The organism is Comamonas flocculans (assembly GCF_007954405.1).
GTDB classification, from domain to species: Bacteria; Pseudomonadota; Gammaproteobacteria; order Burkholderiales; family Burkholderiaceae_C; genus Comamonas_C; species Comamonas_C flocculans.
The window spans coordinates 2,364,276-2,379,538 of sequence record NZ_CP042344.1 but is presented as its reverse complement, the minus strand read 5'-3'; the positions used below and the strand labels follow the sequence as shown (position 1 = coordinate 2,379,538).

Sequence of the window (15,263 nt, the reverse complement as noted above, 5' to 3'; positions counted from 1 at the left end):
ATCCGGGTCCGCGCCTGAACGCACTGCATCTGGTGCTGCGACCCGGCTTTTCAAGCCATATGCCGCAAGGCCCGCCCAGGGCCGCCGGCGCATGCGCGCGGGGCGCCTGCCACCTGCTTCAAGCGCAGGCGTAAACGACCTGGACGGCGCCCTCGCCCGCCTGGGCGCTCCACGCCGCCAGCGCCGCATCCGTGGGGTAGAAGCGGCTGGCCTCGCCCAGCTGCAGCTCGACCGTGGCGGCCTCGCCTTCGGCTTCGCAGCGCAGCGCCAGGCGCACGCGCAGGCCCTGGCTCAGCACATGGCCGTCGTCAGTCTGCTCGGTGCGCGGCGGAAAGCGGCGCACGAAGTCGGCCACGTCCGGCAGCACCGCCCCCGCGCGCACGTGCAGGTAGCGGCCAAAGCGCGCGCGCGCGGCCGCCACGCTCCAGATCTGCTGGGCCTTCAGGCGCAGGCCGCCGTTGAAGTGGTCGGGCTGCACGCGTGCGCTGATCACCAGCGCCTCGTCGTCGCGCAGGGCTTCGGCGGCGGCCGCCGCCACTGCCTCGTCGGCCGACACCTCGATGCTGGCGCTCTTGTCGTCGAGCTTGAACAGCGTGAGCTTGCCGCGCTGGCCGTTGATCGCGCGCAGCTCGGCTGCGATGCCGGCCACCACCACGCTGTCGCGGCTGCCGGCCAGCTCGGCGATCGCGGTCGGGGCGAAGCGGCGCACCTCGGCCTGTACCGCATCGAAGAGGTGGCCCGAGAGGTGAAAGCCGATCGCGGTTTTCTCCTGCATCAGGCGCTCGCGCACACCCCAGGGCAGCACGTCGGCCAGCGGCGGCTCTTCGTCGCTCGCGCCCACCGCGCCCTCGCCCATCATGTCGAAAAGTCCGCCCTGGTTGGCATTGGCCAGCTGCGCCTGAGCGTAGTCGAACGCTATGTCTATGCTAGCTACCAGCGCAGCCCTGTCGCGGCTTAGACCGTCAAAAGCACCTGATTTGACCAGGGCCTCAACGGTGCGCTTGTTGATGCGCGTGCGATCCACCCGCACGCAAAAGTCGAACAGGCTCCTGAACGGCCCGCGCGTGCCACCCTGCGGCCCCTCACCGCGGCCCTCGCGCGCCGCGACGATGGCCTCGATCGCCTGCTGGCCCGTGCCCTTGACCGCGCCCAGGCCATAGCGGATCACCTGGTCGGTCACGGGCTCGAAGCGGTAGACACCGCGGTTGATGTCCGGCGGCTCGAAAGACAGGCCCTCGCGGATGGCATCGTCGTGCAACACCTTGAGCTTGTCGGTGTCGTCCATTTCGATGGTCATGTTGGCGCAGAAGAACTCGGCCGTGTAGTGCACCTTGAGCCAGCCGGTGTGATAGGCCAGCAGCGAATAGGCGGCGGCGTGCGACTTGTTGAAACCATAGCCCGCGAACTTCTCCATGAGGTCGAAGACCTCGTCCGCCTTGGCTTCGCTGATGCCCTTCTTTGCCGCCCCTTCGCGGAAGATCTGGCGGTGCTTGGCCATCTCCTCGGCCTTCTTCTTGCCCATGGCGCGGCGCAGCAGGTCGGCACCGCCCAGGCTGTAGCCGCCCAGCACCTGCGCGGTCTGCATCACCTGCTCCTGGTAGACCATGATGCCGTAGGTCTCGGCCAGCACCGGCTCCACCAGCGGGTGCGGGTAGAGCACCTCTTCCTTGCCGTGCTTGCGGTTGATGAAGCTGGGGATCAGGTCCATCGGGCCCGGGCGGTACAAGGCATTCAGGGCAATCAGGTCTTCCAGCCGGCTGGGGCGCGCCTCCTTGAGCATGCCTTGCATGCCGCGGCTTTCAAACTGGAACACCGCCTCGGTGCGGCCCTGCTGGAACAGCTTGTAGGTGGGCGCATCGTCCAGCGGAATGTTTTCAAACGCAAAATCCTCCTGCCCCTGGTGGCGCGCGACGATGAACTCCCGCGCCAGCTCCAGGATGGTGAGCGTGGCCAGGCCCAGAAAGTCGAACTTCACCAGGCCGATCGCTTCCACGTCGTCCTTGTCGAACTGGCTCACCGCCGAGCTGCTGCCCGGCTGCTGGTACAGCGGGCAAAAGTCGGTGAGCTTGCCCGGCGCGATCAGGACGCCGCCCGCATGCATGCCGATGTTGCGCGTCAGCCCTTCGAGCTTTTGCGCCATCTCGACCACGGTGCGCACCTCTTCCTCGCCCTGCACGCGCGCCATGAGCTGGGGTTCGAGCTCCAGCGCGTAGTTGTGCTTGTCGCCCTCCACCTTGGGCTCGGGCGGGTAGGCCAGGGTGTAGGTCTGCCCCGGCTTGGCCGGCACCAGCTTGGAGATGCCGTCGCAGAAGGTGTAGCTCATGTCCATGACGCGCCCCGCGTCACGGATCGCCGCCTTGGCGGCCATGGTGCCGAAGGTGGCGATCTGGCTCACCGCATCCTTGCCGTAGCGCTCCTTCACGTAGTCGATCACCCGGTCGCGGTTGGCCTGGCAGAAGTCCACGTCGAAGTCGGGCATGGACACGCGCTCGGGGTTGAGGAAGCGCTCGAACAGCAGCTTGTAGTGCAGCGGATCCAGATCGGTGATCTTGAGCGCATAGGCCACGAGCGAGCCCGCGCCCGAGCCGCGCCCCGGTCCCACGGGGCAGCCATGGGCCTTGGCCCACTGGATGAAGTCGCCGACGATCAGGAAGTAGCCGGGGAAGCCCATCTTGTTGATGATGTCCAGCTCGAAATCCAGGCGCTCCTGGTAGCCCGGATGCTGGCGCCGGCGTTCGGCCTCGTCGGGGTAGAGATGGCGCAGCCGCGCCTCCAGCCCCTCTTGCGCGACGTGGCGAAAGTAGTCCTCGACGCCCATGCCCGCGGGGATGGGAAAGTCGGGCAGCTGCGGCTTGCCCAGCTCCAGCGTGAGGCTGCAGCGCAGCGCGATCTGCACCGTATTGGCCACGGCAGAGGGCAGGTCGGCAAAGAGCTGGCGCATCTGGGCGTCGCTCTTGAAATACTGCTCGCGCGTGAAGCGGCGCACGCGCCGGCGGTCGCCCAGCGTGCTGCCTTCGGCGATGCATACGCGCGCCTCGTGCGCGTCGTAGTCCTCGGGCGCGAGAAACTGCACCGGATGGGTGGCGACGACGGGCAGGCGCAGGCGCGCGGCCAGCTGCACCGCGGCCGCCACATGGGCTTCGTCCTCGTCGCGACCGGCGCGCTGCAGCTCCAGATAAAAGCGGTGCGGAAACGCCGTCGCCAGCTGCAGCGCCTGCTCTGCGGCGCCGGCCTCGTTGCCGGCAAGCAGCGCACGGCCCACCGGGCCGGCCTGCGCGCCCGAGAGCGCAATCAAGCCTTCGGCCAGCTCCTGCAGCCATGGCCAGCGGCACACCGCCTGATCGCGCACCACGCCCTGCGTCCAGGCACGCGAGAGCAGCTCGCACAGGTTCAGATAGCCCTGGCGGTCCTGCACCAGCAGCACGATGCGCGCGGGCTCGCCGCCCGCCGTGTCTTCCAGGCAGACTTCGGCGCCCAGCAGCGGCTTGACCCCCTTGGCGCGCGCGGCCCTGTAGAACTTGAGCGCGCCGAACAGGTTGTTCAGGTCGGTGAGCGCCAGCGCCCCCTGCCCGTCGCCGGCCGCCGCCTTCACGACCTGGTCGATACGGGTGGTGCCATCGACCACGGAAAACTCGGAATGCAGGCGCAGATGGACGAACATCGGGCGATTGTAGGAAGCGCCGATGGCCGATCAGCGCTGGCGAGCGCCGGTGCAGTGATGGGGCAGCCAGGGACGCAGCAGTTGCCGGGCGCGCTCAGTAAGCCACCCAGCCGCGGCGTATCAGCGGGCCGAACAGCCGGCGGTAGGCGCCGTTCGCCGGCGCGAGTGCCAGCGCGCCCAGCCCCGGCAGCAGCAGCCGCAGCGCGAGGGCGCTGGCCAGGGCCAGCAACAGCGCGCCCGCCATGTCCAGCGGGAAATGCACCCCGAGGTAGACGCGCGCCCAGGCCACGGGCAGGCCCAGAAGCACCAGGGCGAGGCCTGCGCGGCGCGTCTGCGCATGCAGGCACAGGCTCAAGGCCACGCTCCAGATGCCGGTGAGATGGTTGCTCGGGAACGAGGGCGTGGGAGCGTGCGCCATCAGCGCGCTGCCCAGGCCGAGCACGAAGGGGCGCGGCTGCGGCCAGAGGGCGCCGATCGCGGCCGACGCCGCAAACCCCAGCGCGCTGGCCGCCAGGGCTTCCAGCAGCACGCGGCGCACGCCCTCGCGCCCGCGCAGCCAGGCCACCACCAGGTACAGCGGCACCGCCAGCACCAGCCAGGCCGCGCACAGCCGGGCAAACACCAGCAGGGTGGCTGAGGGCGCAGCCGGGGCATTGATCAGCAGGAACAGGCCGTGGTTGATTTCCTGGAGCATGAAGCGGGGGCGAGTGGGGGCAAGTGGGGGCGGGCGCGATTTTCCACGCAAAGCCGCTGGTTGCGGCGGGCGCGGTTTCATACAATGGCCGGATTCTGTCGTACGGCCCCAAGTCCACGCTTCAATGTTGCGCACTCTTGCACTCCTGTCCTCCGCCCTGCTGCTGAGCGCCGCTCTGTCGGGCTGCTCCAGCACGCCCGAGGACCCCACGGCCAACTGGAGCGTGCAGAAGATCCATGCCGAAGCCAAGGACGAAATGGGCAGCGGCTCCTGGGACAAGGCGGTGCCGCTGCTCGAGAAGCTCGAGGGGCGCGCGGCCGGCACGCCGCTGGCGCAGCAGGCCCAGCTGGACAAGGCCTATGCCCAGTACCGGGACGGCGAGCGCGCCCAGGCCATCGCCACGCTGGATCGCTTCATGAAGCTGCACCCGGCGAGCCCCGCCTACGACTACGCGCTGTACATGAAGGGCGTGGTCAACTTCAACGACGACCTGGGCTGGTTCTCCTGGCTCTCGCGCCAGGACCTGTCCGAGCGTGACCAGAAGGCGGCCAAGGATTCGTTCGAGGCGTTTCGCGAGCTGGTCACGCGCTTTCCCGAATCGCGCTATGCGGGCGACGCGCGCCAGCGCATGGTCTACATCGTCAATTCGCTGGCCCAGTACGAGGTGCACGTGGCGCGCTACTACTATGAGCGCGGCGCCTATGTGGCGGCCACGAGCCGCGCGCAGTCGGCCCTCAAGGACTACCCCAGCGCGCCGGCCAATGAGGAAGCGCTGTACATCCTGGTGCGCTCCTACGAAGCGCTGGGCCTCACGCAGCTGAGCGCCGACGCCCAGCGCGTGCTCGACGCCTCCTACCCCAACAGTGAACTGCCCCGCACGGGGTTCAAGAGCAAATCCGATCCATGGTGGAAGTTCTGGTAGCGCCGTTGCATGGACAAGCCGTTTCGCATCATGGCGGCCACCGGCACCCACAGGGGTGACCGGGACTACCAGCAAGACCGGGTGGAGTTGCTGAGCCACTCGCGCGTGAACGGTTGCGTGCTGGCCATCGTGGCCGACGGCATGGGCGGCAGAAGCGGCGGGCGCAAGGCGTCCGACCAGGTGTTGATGACCGCAAGCCAGCTGTTCGAGCGCTACGACCCGCACACCGACAACGCGCCCGTCTTCCTGCAGAACCTGGTGCAGGAGGCGCATTTGGTGATCCGCCTCACGGCGATTTCCGCCGAACAGGAGCCGCACAGCACCATCGCCGCCTTCATCATCAACCCCGAGGGCGACTGCCACTGGATACACGCGGGCGACTCGCGCATCTACCACTTCCGGCGCAAGAAGCTGCTGCACCGCACGCGCGACCATTCCTACGTGCAGGCGCTGGTAGACCGCGGCGAACTCACCGAAGAGCAGGCGCGCGACCATCCGCATTCCAACATCCTGCTGGGGTGCCTGGGCATGGACGCCGACCCGCCGGCCACCTGCTACAGCATTCCCCAGCTGGCCGTGGGCGAGACCCTGCTGGCCTGCAGCGACGGGGTCTGGCATTACTTCACGAGCAAGGAGCTGGCCGCCGCCACCGCCTCGCTCACGCCGCGCGAGGCGAGCGAATACCTGATCCAGGAAGCGCGCGAGCGCGCCGAAGGCGGCGGCGACAACCTATCGCTGGTGGTGGTGCGCATCGAAGCCCTGGTCGAAGAGCGCAAGGCCACGCGCTTTTCCGGCTTCGAAGCCAAGGCCTGAGCCGCCCGCCCCGCCTTCAGGTCAGCCGGGTATCGACCACGCGGCGTTCGAGCTGCAGGTATTCGCGCGTCTGCATCTCGTTCAGGCGCGAGACGGTACGCGGAAACTCGTGGATCAGCGGCCCTTCGGTGTAGAGCTGCTCGGGCGGCACGGCCGCCGAGACGATGAGCTTGACCCGCCGGTCGTAGAGCACGTCCACCAGCCAGGTGAAGCGCCGCGCGGCCGAGGCCATGTTCACCGGCATGTAGGGCACGTTGGACAGCAGCACGGTGTGAAACTGGCTGGCGATTTCCAGGTAGTCGTTCTGCGAGCGCGGCCCCATGCACAGCTCGCGAAAGTCGAACCAGACCACGCCGCCCGCGCGGCGCAGCGCGTGGATTTCGCGCGCCTCGATGCGCAGCACCGGGTCTTCGTCGCGCGCCTCGGCCAGGCGCTCGAACATGGCCTTCATCGCCGCCTCCGCCTCGGGGCCGAGCGGCGTGTGGTAGAGCGTCGCGTCTTCCAGCGTCTGGCTGCGGTAGTCCACGCCGTTGTCCACGTTGACGATTTCCAGGCGGTCCTTGAGCAGCTCGATCGCCGGCAGGATGCGGTCGCGGTGCAGGCCGTCCGGGTACAGGCCGTCGGGCTCGAAGTTGGAGGTGGTCACGAAGCCCACGCCATTGGCAAAGAGCGCATCGAGCAGCCGGTACAGGATCATCGCGTCGGTGATGTCGGCGATGTGAAATTCGTCGAAGCAGATCAGCTTGTAGCGCCTGGCGACGTTGGCGCCCAGCACGTCGAGCGGGTTTTGCGTGCCCTGCAGCTCGGTGAGCTGGCGCTGCACCTCGCGCATGAACTCGTGAAAGTGCAGGCGCACCTTGCGCTTGATCGGCACGGCCTCGAAGAAGCAGTCCATCAGGAAGCTCTTGCCCCGGCCCACGCCGCCGTACATGTACACGCCGCGCGGTATCGCCGGGTGGTTCAGGAACTTCTTGAGCGCGTTGGAGCGCCGCTGCTTGTAGGCGCCCCATTCGCTGGCGCAACGCTCGAGCGCGTCGACGGCGCGCAGCTGCGCCGGATCGCTCTGGTAGCCCTTGGCCGCCAGAGCCTGTTCGTAAATTCTCCGAACCGACACGCCCACTCCATTCAAGTAAAACGATAGCTGCCAGCGCTTGCCCAGCAAGCGCTAGAGGCATATTTTCCTTGCAAATCAGAAATTAAGCGTGCGCTTGTCCACGGCCAGGGCCGCCTCCTTCATGGATTCACCCAGCGTCGGGTGCGCATGGCAGATGCGCGCGATGTCCTCGCTGCTGGCCTTGAATTCCATGGCCACGGCCGCCTCGGCGATCAGCTCGGAGGCCATCGGCCCGACGATGTGCACGCCGAGGATTTCATCGGTGGCGGCGTCCGCCAGCATCTTCACGAATCCGGTGGTGTCGCCCAGCGCGCGCGCGCGGCCGTTGGCCATGAAGGGGAAGCTGCCGGCCTTGTACTTCACGCCCTCGGCCTTCAATTGCTGCTCGGTCTTGCCGACCCAGGCGATCTCCGGGCTGGTGTAGATCACCCAGGGGATGGTGTTGAAGTTCACGTGCCCGTGCTGGCCCGCCATGCGCTCGGCCACGGCCACGCCTTCTTCCTCGGCCTTGTGCGCGAGCATCGGGCCGCGCACCACGTCGCCCACGGCCCAGACGCCGGGCAGGTTGGTGCGGCACAGCTCGTCCACTTCCACCTGGCCGCGGTCGCTCAGCTTCAGGCCCACGGCCTCGGCATTCAGGCCCTGGGTGTTGGGCACGCGGCCGATCGAGACGATGACCTTGTCCACATCGAGCTTCTGCGCCTCACCCTTGGCGTTGGCGTAGGCAATGCTCACGCCCTTCTTGCCGCTCTTGACCTCGCTGATCTTCACGCCCAGCGCTATCTTCAGGCCCTGCTTGTCGAAAGCCTTCTTGGCCTCTCTGGCGACCTGCTCGTCCACCGCGCCGAGGAAGGTGGGCAGCGCTTCGAGCACCGTCACCTCGGCGCCCACGCGGCGCCAGACACTGCCCATCTCCAGGCCGATCACGCCCGAACCGATCAGCGCCAGGCGCTTGGGAACCGCAGGAATGCGCAGCGCACCGTCGTTGGAGAGGATGTTCTCCTCATCAAACGGCGCGCCCGGCAGCTCGCGCGGGCTGGAGCCGGTAGCGACGATGACCTGCTTGGCCACGAGGGTCTCCTCGGTCTTGCCCGCCACCTTGATCTCGTAGCCGCCATCGACCGCTTTCACGAACGAGCCGCGGCCATGAAAGAACGTCACCTTGTTCTTCTTGAACAGGTAGAGGATGCCGTCGTTGTTCTGCTTCACCACTTCGTTCTTGCGCCCCACCATCGTGGCCACATCCATCTTCACGTCCCGGGCGGTGATGCCGTGCTCGGCGAAGTGCAGCCGCGCCTGCTCGTAGTGCTCGCTCGACTGCAGCAGCGCCTTGGACGGGATGCAGCCGACGTTGGTGCAGGTGCCACCGGGCGCGGGGCCGCCCTTGTCGTTCTTCCATTCGTCGATGCAGGCGACGTTCATGCCCAGTTGCGCGGCGCGGATCGCGGCGATGTAGCCGCCGGGGCCGGCGCCGATCACGACGACGTCAAATGACTTGCTCATCTTCATTCCTTCGGTAAACGGTGAAAACCCACCGCGAGGGTGGGCTGTCAGGTTGAGTCTGGCGGTTCAAATATCGAACAGCAGGCGCGAGGGGTCTTCCAGCGCGTCCTTCATCGCCACCAGGCTGAGCACCGCCTCGCGCCCGTCGATGATGCGGTGGTCGTAGCTGAGCGCCAGGTAGTTCATCGGGCGGATCACGATCTGGCCGTTTTCCACCACCGCGCGCTCCTTGGTCGCATGCACGCCCAAGATGGCCGACTGCGGCGGGTTGATGATGGGCGTGGAGAGCATGGAGCCGAACACGCCGCCATTGGAGATCGAGAAGGTGCCGCCGGTGAGTTCGTCCAGGGTGAGCTTGCCATCGGCCGCCTTCTTGCCGAACTCGGCGATCTTCTTCTCGATGTCGGCAAAGCTCATCTGGTCGGCGTTGCGCAGGATGGGCACCACCAGGCCGCGCGGCGAACCGACGGCGATGCCGATGTCGAAGTAGCCGTGGTAGACGATGTCGGTGCCGTCCACCGATGCATTGACCGCCGGAAACTTCTTGAGCGCATGCACCGCCGCCTTCACGAAGAAGGACATGAAGCCGAGCTTGACGCCGTGCTCCTTGGTGAACTGGTCCTGAAACTTCTTGCGCAGCTCCATCACCGGCGCCATGTTCACCTCGTTGAAGGTGGTCAGGATGGCGTTGGTGGCCTGCGACTGCAGCAGGCGCTCGGCCACGCGCGCGCGCAGGCGGCTCATGGCGACGCGCTGCTCGGGGCGATCGCCCAGGTCGGGCACCACGGGCGCGGCCACCTGCGGCAGCGCCTTGCTGGGCACGCCGGTCGGGATGGCGGCGGCCTTGGTGCCAGCGGCGACGGCGGCCAGCGCGTCGCCCTTGGTCACGCGCCCATCGCGCCCGCTGCCGCTCACATTGGCGGCAGAGAGCTTGTTTTCCGCCAGGATCTTGGCCGCCGCCGGCATGGCGACACCCGCCTTGCTGCCACCCGCCGGCGCGGGCGCCGGGGCTGCGCCCGAAGGCGCGGGCGCTGCGGGGGCGGGCGCCGCCGGTGCCGAGGCGGGTGCGGGGGCCGGCGCGCCCGCCACCGCCTCCGTGTCGATCCTGGCGATCACCTGGCTGGCCGTCACGGTGGCTCCGTCGGCCTGCAGAATTTCACTGAGCACGCCGGCCGAGGGCGCGGGCACTTCGAGCACCACCTTGTCGGTCTCGATCTCGATCAGGATCTCGTCCTGCGCGACCGCCTCGCCGGCCTGCTTCTTCCACTGCAGCAGCGTGGCCTCTTCAACCGATTCCGACAGTTCGGGGACTTTGACTTCAACGATAGACATTTTTGATTCCGTTCAGCGATAAGCGTTATGCATCTGGCCTGCCGTGCGGGGCGCAGCGCGCCCGGGCACGGCGCCCGGGCCGGGGCTCATTTGGTCAGCACGAAGCCCTTGAGCTTGGCAAAGGCGGCCTCCACCAGGTTCTTCTGCTGCTCGGCGTGCAGGTGGGCATAGCCCACCGCCGGCGAGGCCGAGGCCGCGCGCCCGGCGTAACCGAGCTTCTGCCCCGCGAGCATGTTCTCGTGGATGTTGTGCTGGATGAAGAACCACGCGCCCTGGTTCTGCGGCTCGTCCTGGCACCAGACGAGGTCGGTGGCCTTGGAAAAGCGCTTGAGCTCGGCGGCAAAGGCCTTGTGCGGGAAGGGGTAGAGCTGCTCGACGCGGATGATGGCCACGTCCTGGGCGCCCTTTTCCTCGCGCTTCTTCACCAGGTCGTAATAGACCTTGCCCGAGCAGGCGATGACGCGCTTGACCTTGGCGGCGTTCTTGACCACCGCCTCGTCGCGCTCGGTGAGCACCGTCTGGAAGCCCCCGCCGGTGAATTCGGAGATCGGCGAGCTGGCGTCCTTGGCGCGCAGCAGGCTCTTGGGCGTCATGATGATCAGCGGCTTCCTGATCGGGCGGATCATCTGGCGGCGCAGCACGTGGAAGATCTGGCTGGCCGTGGTCGGCTGCACCACCTGCATGTTGGTGTCGGCCGCCAGCTGCATGAAGCGCTCCAGGCGCGCCGAAGAGTGCTCGGGCCCCTGGCCTTCGTAGCCGTGCGGCAGCATCAGCGCCATGCCGTTGACGCGCCCCCACTTCACTTCGCCCGAGGCGATGAACTGGTCGATCACCACCTGCGCGCCGTTGGCGAAATCGCCGAACTGCGCCTCCCAGATCACCAGGGTGTTGGGGTCGTTGGAGGCGTAGCCGTATTCGAAGGCCAGCACCGCCTCTTCCGACAGGATGGAATCGATGACGGTGAACGGCGCCTGGTTCTCGGCCACGTTCTGCAGCGGGATGTAGCTGCCTTCGTCCCACTTCTCGCGCTTCTGGTCGTGGACGACCGCATGGCGGTGGCTGAAGGTGCCGCGCCCGCTGTCCTCGCCCGACAGGCGTATCGGGTAGCCCGAGGCGACGAGCGAGGCAAACGCCATGTGCTCGCCCATGCCCCAGTCCACCGGATGTTCGCCCCGGCCCATGGCGGCGCGGTCGGCATAGACCTTCTTGACCAGGGTGTGCGGCGTGACGCTGTCGGGGATGGTGGTGATGCGCTCGGCCAGGCGCTTCCACTCGGTCAGCGGAATGGCAGTGTCTGCCGCGTCGGTCCAGGCCTTGCCCAGGAAGGGGCTCCAGTCCACCGCGTACTTGCTCTTGAAGTCGGTCAGCACCGGGTCCACGGTGTGCTTGCCGTCGTCCATCGCCGCGCGGTAGGCCTTGACCATCTCGTCGCCCAGGCCCTCGCCCAGGCCCTGCACCGCCAGCTTGTCGGCGTAGAGCTTGCGCGTGCCCGGGTGCTGGGCGATCTTCTTGTACATCAGCGGTTGGGTGAGCATGGGCGTGTCCTGCTCGTTGTGGCCCAGCTTGCGGTAGCAGACGATGTCTACCGCCACGTCCTTGGAAAACTCCATGCGGTATTCCAGCGCCAGCTCGATCGCCAGGCACACCGCCTCGGGGTCGTCGCCATTCACGTGCAGCACCGGCGAATCGATCATCTTCATGATGTCGGTGCTGTAGGTGGTGGAGCGGCTGTCGCGCGGATCGCTGGTGGTGAAGCCGATCTGGTTGTTGATGACAATGTGCACCGTGCCGCCGGTGGTGAAGCCGCGGGTTTCGGACAGCGCCAGCGTTTCCTGGTTCACGCCCTGGCCGGCAATGGCCGCATCGCCATGCACCAGCACCGGCAGCACCTGCTTGCCCTTGGGATCGCCGCGGCGGTCCATGCGCGAGCGCACCGAGCCCTCGACCACCGGATTGACGATCTCCAGGTGCGAGGGGTTGAAGGCCAGGCTCAGGTGCACCGGCCCGCCCACGGTGGACACGTCCGAAGAAAAGCCCTGGTGGTATTTCACGTCGCCGGCCGGCAGGTCTTCGGGCGCGGTGTGCTCGAATTCGGCGAACAAGTCCTTGGGCATCTTGCCCAGGGTGTTGACCAGCACGTTCAGGCGCCCGCGGTGGGCCATGCCGATGACGATCTCCTGCACGCCCTTCTGGCCGGCGGACTGGATCAGGTGGTCGATGGCCGCGATGAAGCTCTCGCCGCCTTCGAGCGAAAACCGCTTTTGCCCGACGTACTTGGTGTGCAGGAAGCGCTCCAGCCCTTCGGCGGCCGTGAGGCGCTCCAGGATGCGCTTCTTCTTGGCCGCGTCATACGCCGGCTTGCTGCGCGTGCTCTCGAGCTTTTGCTGCCACCAGCGCTTGTGGTGCTGGTCGCTCGCGTACATGAATTCGGCGCCGAGCGTGCCGCAATAGGTTTCGCGCAAGGCATTGAGCAGCTCGCGCAGCGACATGCTCTCCTTGCCGAAGAAGGTGTTGCCCACGTTGAACACCGTCTCCTGGTCGGCATCGGTGAAGCCGTAGAAGGAAGGTTCGAGCTCGGGGATGTCAGGGCGCTCCTGGCGCTTGAGCGGATCGAGGTCGGCCCAGGCCACGCCCACGTTGCGGTAGGCCGCGATCAGCTGCTGGACCGCGGTGCGCTTGCGCCCCAGGTCGGAGTCGGCGCCGAAGGCCACCACCACCTGGGTGCCGCCCTGCTTGGCGCGCTCGGCAAAGGCGTCGATGACCGGCTGGTGCGGCACGTCGCGCGCGTCGCTGCCGTCCACCGCAGGCACGTGCTGCAGCGCGTCGAAGTACTCGCGCCAGGAATCGGGGATGCTGCCGGGGTTGGTGAGATAGCTTTCGTAGAGCTCTTCGACATAGGGCGCATTGCCGCCGAAAAGATACGTGTTGGCCTGGAAGGCCTGGTAGATCGATGCTGGTTCACTCATTTCGCGCTGACTTTTGTTTCCCTGAAGGAAACACGAGCTGGTTGAAAACCTTCCGCGACACGGCTGTACCGGATGGCGGATGCGACTGTGGCTGGGGAAGGGCCTGATGTGCGAAGGGTATTGTGCCACCGATCGTCCGCCGGGCGGCGGCGGCGCGCCACCGCGCTCGCCGCGCCAAAGGTTTAGAGTTGCGCGTTCGCGCCACGCGCCCACCCTTCACAGCCCGCCCGCCATGCACCAGCCCACGACCCGCAATCGCGCCCTGCTGCTCCTGCTGTTCGCCGTCACCCTGGCCTTTGGCGCGGTGCTGGCGCCGCTGCATGGCGCCATCTTCTGGGGTGTGGTGCTGGCCATCTTGTTCGCCCCCTTCCACCGGCGCCTGCTGACACGCATGCCGCGCCGCCCGACGCTGGCCGCGCTGTTCACGCTCGGCCTGTGCCTGCTGATCGTGATCCTGCCGATCTTCGCGATCGGCGCGTCCGTGGTGCAGGAAGCGGGCGCAGTCTACCAGCGCGTGCGCTCGGGACAGATCGACTTCGGCGCCTATGCCCAGCAGATCTGGAGCGCGCTGCCCGCGTGGCTGCTCAACCTGCTCGAAAGCCTGCGTCTGGGCAGCCTGGCCGAGCTGCAGGCGCGGCTGGCGAGCTTTGGCGCACAGGCCAGTCAGTTCCTGGCCAACCAGGCGGTGAACGTCGGCTCCAACACGCTGCAGTTCATCGTCAACTTTGGCGTCATGCTCTACCTGCTGTTCTTCCTGCTGCGCGACGGGCCGCAGCTCGGTGTGCGCATCCGCAACGCCGTGCCGCTGGACGAGGCGCACAAGCGCGAACTGGCCACCAAGTTCATCACCGTGATCCGCGCCACCGTCAAGGGCAATGTCGCGGTGGCAGCCACCCAGGGCGCGCTGGGCGGGCTGATCTTCTGGATCCTGGACATCCAGGGGCCGGTGCTCTGGGGCGTGATCATGGCCTTCCTCTCGCTGCTGCCGGCCGTGGGCGCGAGCCTGATCTGGGGGCCGGTGGCACTGTACTTTCTGGCCACCGGCGCCACCTGGCAGGGCATCACGCTGGCGCTGTACGGCATAGGCGTGATCGGCGTGGTGGACAACCTGCTGCGCCCACTGCTGGTGGGCAAGGACACCAAGATGCCCGATTACGTGGTGCTGATCTCCACGCTCGGCGGCATGGCGCTGTTCGGCCTGACCGGCTTTGTCATCGGACCGGTGGTTGCGGCCCTGTTCATCGCCACCTGGGACCTGTATTCGCCGCCCGTGCGCACGCGCTGAGACGCCGCGCGCCGACAACCGGGAATGTCCCGGTTGCGCATCGCGCGGGCGCTGCCACACTTGACAGGTCTTTGCCCTTGCCCACCGCCAAGCTGCCATGTCCCAGATGCCCGACACCGTCTATGCCTGCCTCGATGGCCTGAACACCACCTCCGCCGTGGTCGAAGGCGCCTGCTGGGCCGCGCAGCGCCTGGCTGCGCCGCTCACGCTGCTGCACACGCTGGAACACCCCGAGCCGATGGCGGCCGTGGGCGACTACAGCGGCGTGCTGGGCATGGGCGCGCAGGACCTGCTGCTGCAGCGCCTGTCCGACCTGGACGAGGAGCGCGCCAAGGTGGCGCAGGAAGCGGCGCAGCGCATGCTGGACGAGGCGCGCTCCAGCGTCTGCCGCGACACCGTGCCCGAGGTGCAGACGCTGCTGCGCCAGGGCGACCTGACCGAGGTGCTGCTCACGCAGGAGCCCACGGCGCGCCTCTTCGTGCTGGGCAGCAACCGGCGCCCGCCCACGGTGCGCAAGCTGCGCCTGGACCACCGGGTGGAGACGGCGGTGCGTAACCTGCGCCAGCCGGTGATGGTGATGGACGCGGTGCCGTTTGCCGCGCCGCAGCATTTCGTGGTGGCCTACGACGGCAGCGCCACGGCCGACCGCGCCGTGGAGCGCGTGGCGGGCAGCCCGCTGTTGCGCGGCATGCCGGCTGAGCTGGTGATGGTGGGCGAATGCCCCGCGCGCCTGCAGGAGCGCCTGCGCGCGGCGCAGACCCAGCTCGCCGATGCGGGTTTCACGGTCACCACGCGCACCCTGCCCGGCCTGCCCGAGGAGGTGATTCCGCCGCTGATGGAAGGGCTCGGCCCCTCGCTGCTGGTGCTCGGTGCCTACGGCCATTCACGCATCCGCCAGCTCATCGTGGGCAGCACGACGACGGCGCTGCTGCGCCTGTGCAGCGTACCGGTGTTGGTGCTGCGGTAAAGCCCG

General features: G+C 67.6%; 10 protein-coding genes. 4 read left to right on the top strand and 6 right to left on the bottom strand.

Annotated features, from left to right (window positions below):
* Nucleotides 1-118: 118 nt before the first annotated feature.
* Both dnaE and FOZ74_RS11375 read right to left on the bottom strand, forming a co-directional pair.
* Nucleotides 119-3,661: a DNA polymerase III subunit alpha gene (gene dnaE / locus FOZ74_RS11380; RefSeq protein WP_146913175.1), complete on the bottom strand. Its 3,543-nt coding sequence runs from the start codon at nucleotides 3,659-3,661 to the stop codon at nucleotides 119-121.
* Between the two features lie 94 nt (nucleotides 3,662-3,755).
* Nucleotides 3,756-4,355, bottom strand: a complete 600-nt coding sequence (locus FOZ74_RS11375; protein WP_146913174.1) for a phosphatase PAP2 family protein — start codon at nucleotides 4,353-4,355, stop codon at nucleotides 3,756-3,758.
* Between the two features lie 124 nt (nucleotides 4,356-4,479).
* Here FOZ74_RS11375 and FOZ74_RS11370 point away from each other — a divergent pair, with 124 nt between their 5' ends.
* The gene (locus FOZ74_RS11370; RefSeq protein ID WP_146913173.1) at nucleotides 4,480-5,277 is read left to right on the top strand and encodes an outer membrane protein assembly factor BamD; all 798 of its coding nucleotides are present in this window, start codon (nucleotides 4,480-4,482) and stop codon (nucleotides 5,275-5,277) included.
* Between the two features lie 9 nt (nucleotides 5,278-5,286).
* A complete protein-coding gene (locus tag FOZ74_RS11365) occupies nucleotides 5,287-6,090 on the top strand; it encodes a PP2C family protein-serine/threonine phosphatase (RefSeq protein WP_146913172.1) in 804 nt (267 codons plus the stop codon).
* A gap of 16 nt (nucleotides 6,091-6,106) precedes the next feature.
* Here FOZ74_RS11365 and zapE read toward each other — a convergent pair whose 3' ends face one another.
* From zapE to FOZ74_RS11345, 4 genes are all read right to left on the bottom strand, one after another.
* The gene (gene zapE, locus FOZ74_RS11360) at nucleotides 6,107-7,204 is read right to left on the bottom strand and encodes a cell division protein ZapE (RefSeq protein ID WP_146913171.1); all 1,098 of its coding nucleotides are present in this window, start codon (nucleotides 7,202-7,204) and stop codon (nucleotides 6,107-6,109) included.
* A 75-nt stretch (nucleotides 7,205-7,279) separates the two neighbouring features.
* Nucleotides 7,280-8,707, bottom strand: a complete 1,428-nt coding sequence (gene lpdA, locus FOZ74_RS11355) for a dihydrolipoyl dehydrogenase (protein WP_146913170.1) — start codon at nucleotides 8,705-8,707, stop codon at nucleotides 7,280-7,282.
* A gap of 66 nt (nucleotides 8,708-8,773) precedes the next feature.
* Nucleotides 8,774-10,039: a 2-oxoglutarate dehydrogenase complex dihydrolipoyllysine-residue succinyltransferase gene (gene odhB, locus FOZ74_RS11350; protein ID WP_146913169.1), complete on the bottom strand. Its 1,266-nt coding sequence runs from the start codon at nucleotides 10,037-10,039 to the stop codon at nucleotides 8,774-8,776.
* A gap of 86 nt (nucleotides 10,040-10,125) precedes the next feature.
* Entirely contained in the window at nucleotides 10,126-13,005 is a 2,880-nt protein-coding gene (locus tag FOZ74_RS11345) for a 2-oxoglutarate dehydrogenase E1 component (protein WP_146913168.1), read from the bottom strand.
* A gap of 232 nt (nucleotides 13,006-13,237) precedes the next feature.
* Between FOZ74_RS11345 and FOZ74_RS11340 the strand changes: the two genes are divergently transcribed.
* Together FOZ74_RS11340 and FOZ74_RS11335 are read left to right on the top strand one after the other, a co-directional pair.
* Complete coding sequence (locus FOZ74_RS11340) at nucleotides 13,238-14,290, top strand: AI-2E family transporter (RefSeq protein WP_146913167.1); 1,053 nt, start codon at nucleotides 13,238-13,240, stop codon at nucleotides 14,288-14,290.
* A gap of 97 nt (nucleotides 14,291-14,387) precedes the next feature.
* A complete protein-coding gene (locus FOZ74_RS11335; protein WP_255437579.1) occupies nucleotides 14,388-15,257 on the top strand; it encodes a universal stress protein in 870 nt (289 codons plus the stop codon).
* The last annotated feature ends 6 nt before the right edge of the window (nucleotides 15,258-15,263 follow it).

What these genes read in the sequence shown, in the direction of transcription:
- FOZ74_RS11365 (WP_146913172.1), top strand. Translation starts at nt 5,287, where the DNA reads ATGGACAAGCCGTTTCGCATCATGGCGGCCACCGGCACCCACAGGGGT.
- FOZ74_RS11335 (WP_255437579.1), top strand. Translation starts at nt 14,388, where the DNA reads ATGTCCCAGATGCCCGACACCGTCTATGCCTGCCTCGATGGCCTGAAC.
- FOZ74_RS11375 (WP_146913174.1), bottom strand. Translation starts at nt 4,355, where the DNA reads ATGCTCCAGGAAATCAACCACGGCCTGTTCCTGCTGATCAATGCCCCG.
- FOZ74_RS11340 (WP_146913167.1), top strand. Translation starts at nt 13,238, where the DNA reads ATGCACCAGCCCACGACCCGCAATCGCGCCCTGCTGCTCCTGCTGTTC.
- odhB (WP_146913169.1), bottom strand. Translation starts at nt 10,039, where the DNA reads ATGTCTATCGTTGAAGTCAAAGTCCCCGAACTGTCGGAATCGGTTGAA.
- dnaE (WP_146913175.1), bottom strand. Translation starts at nt 3,661, where the DNA reads ATGTTCGTCCATCTGCGCCTGCATTCCGAGTTTTCCGTGGTCGATGGC.
- FOZ74_RS11370 (WP_146913173.1), top strand. Translation starts at nt 4,480, where the DNA reads ATGTTGCGCACTCTTGCACTCCTGTCCTCCGCCCTGCTGCTGAGCGCC.
- lpdA (WP_146913170.1), bottom strand. Translation starts at nt 8,707, where the DNA reads ATGAGCAAGTCATTTGACGTCGTCGTGATCGGCGCCGGCCCCGGCGGC.
- FOZ74_RS11345 (WP_146913168.1), bottom strand. Translation starts at nt 13,005, where the DNA reads ATGAGTGAACCAGCATCGATCTACCAGGCCTTCCAGGCCAACACGTAT.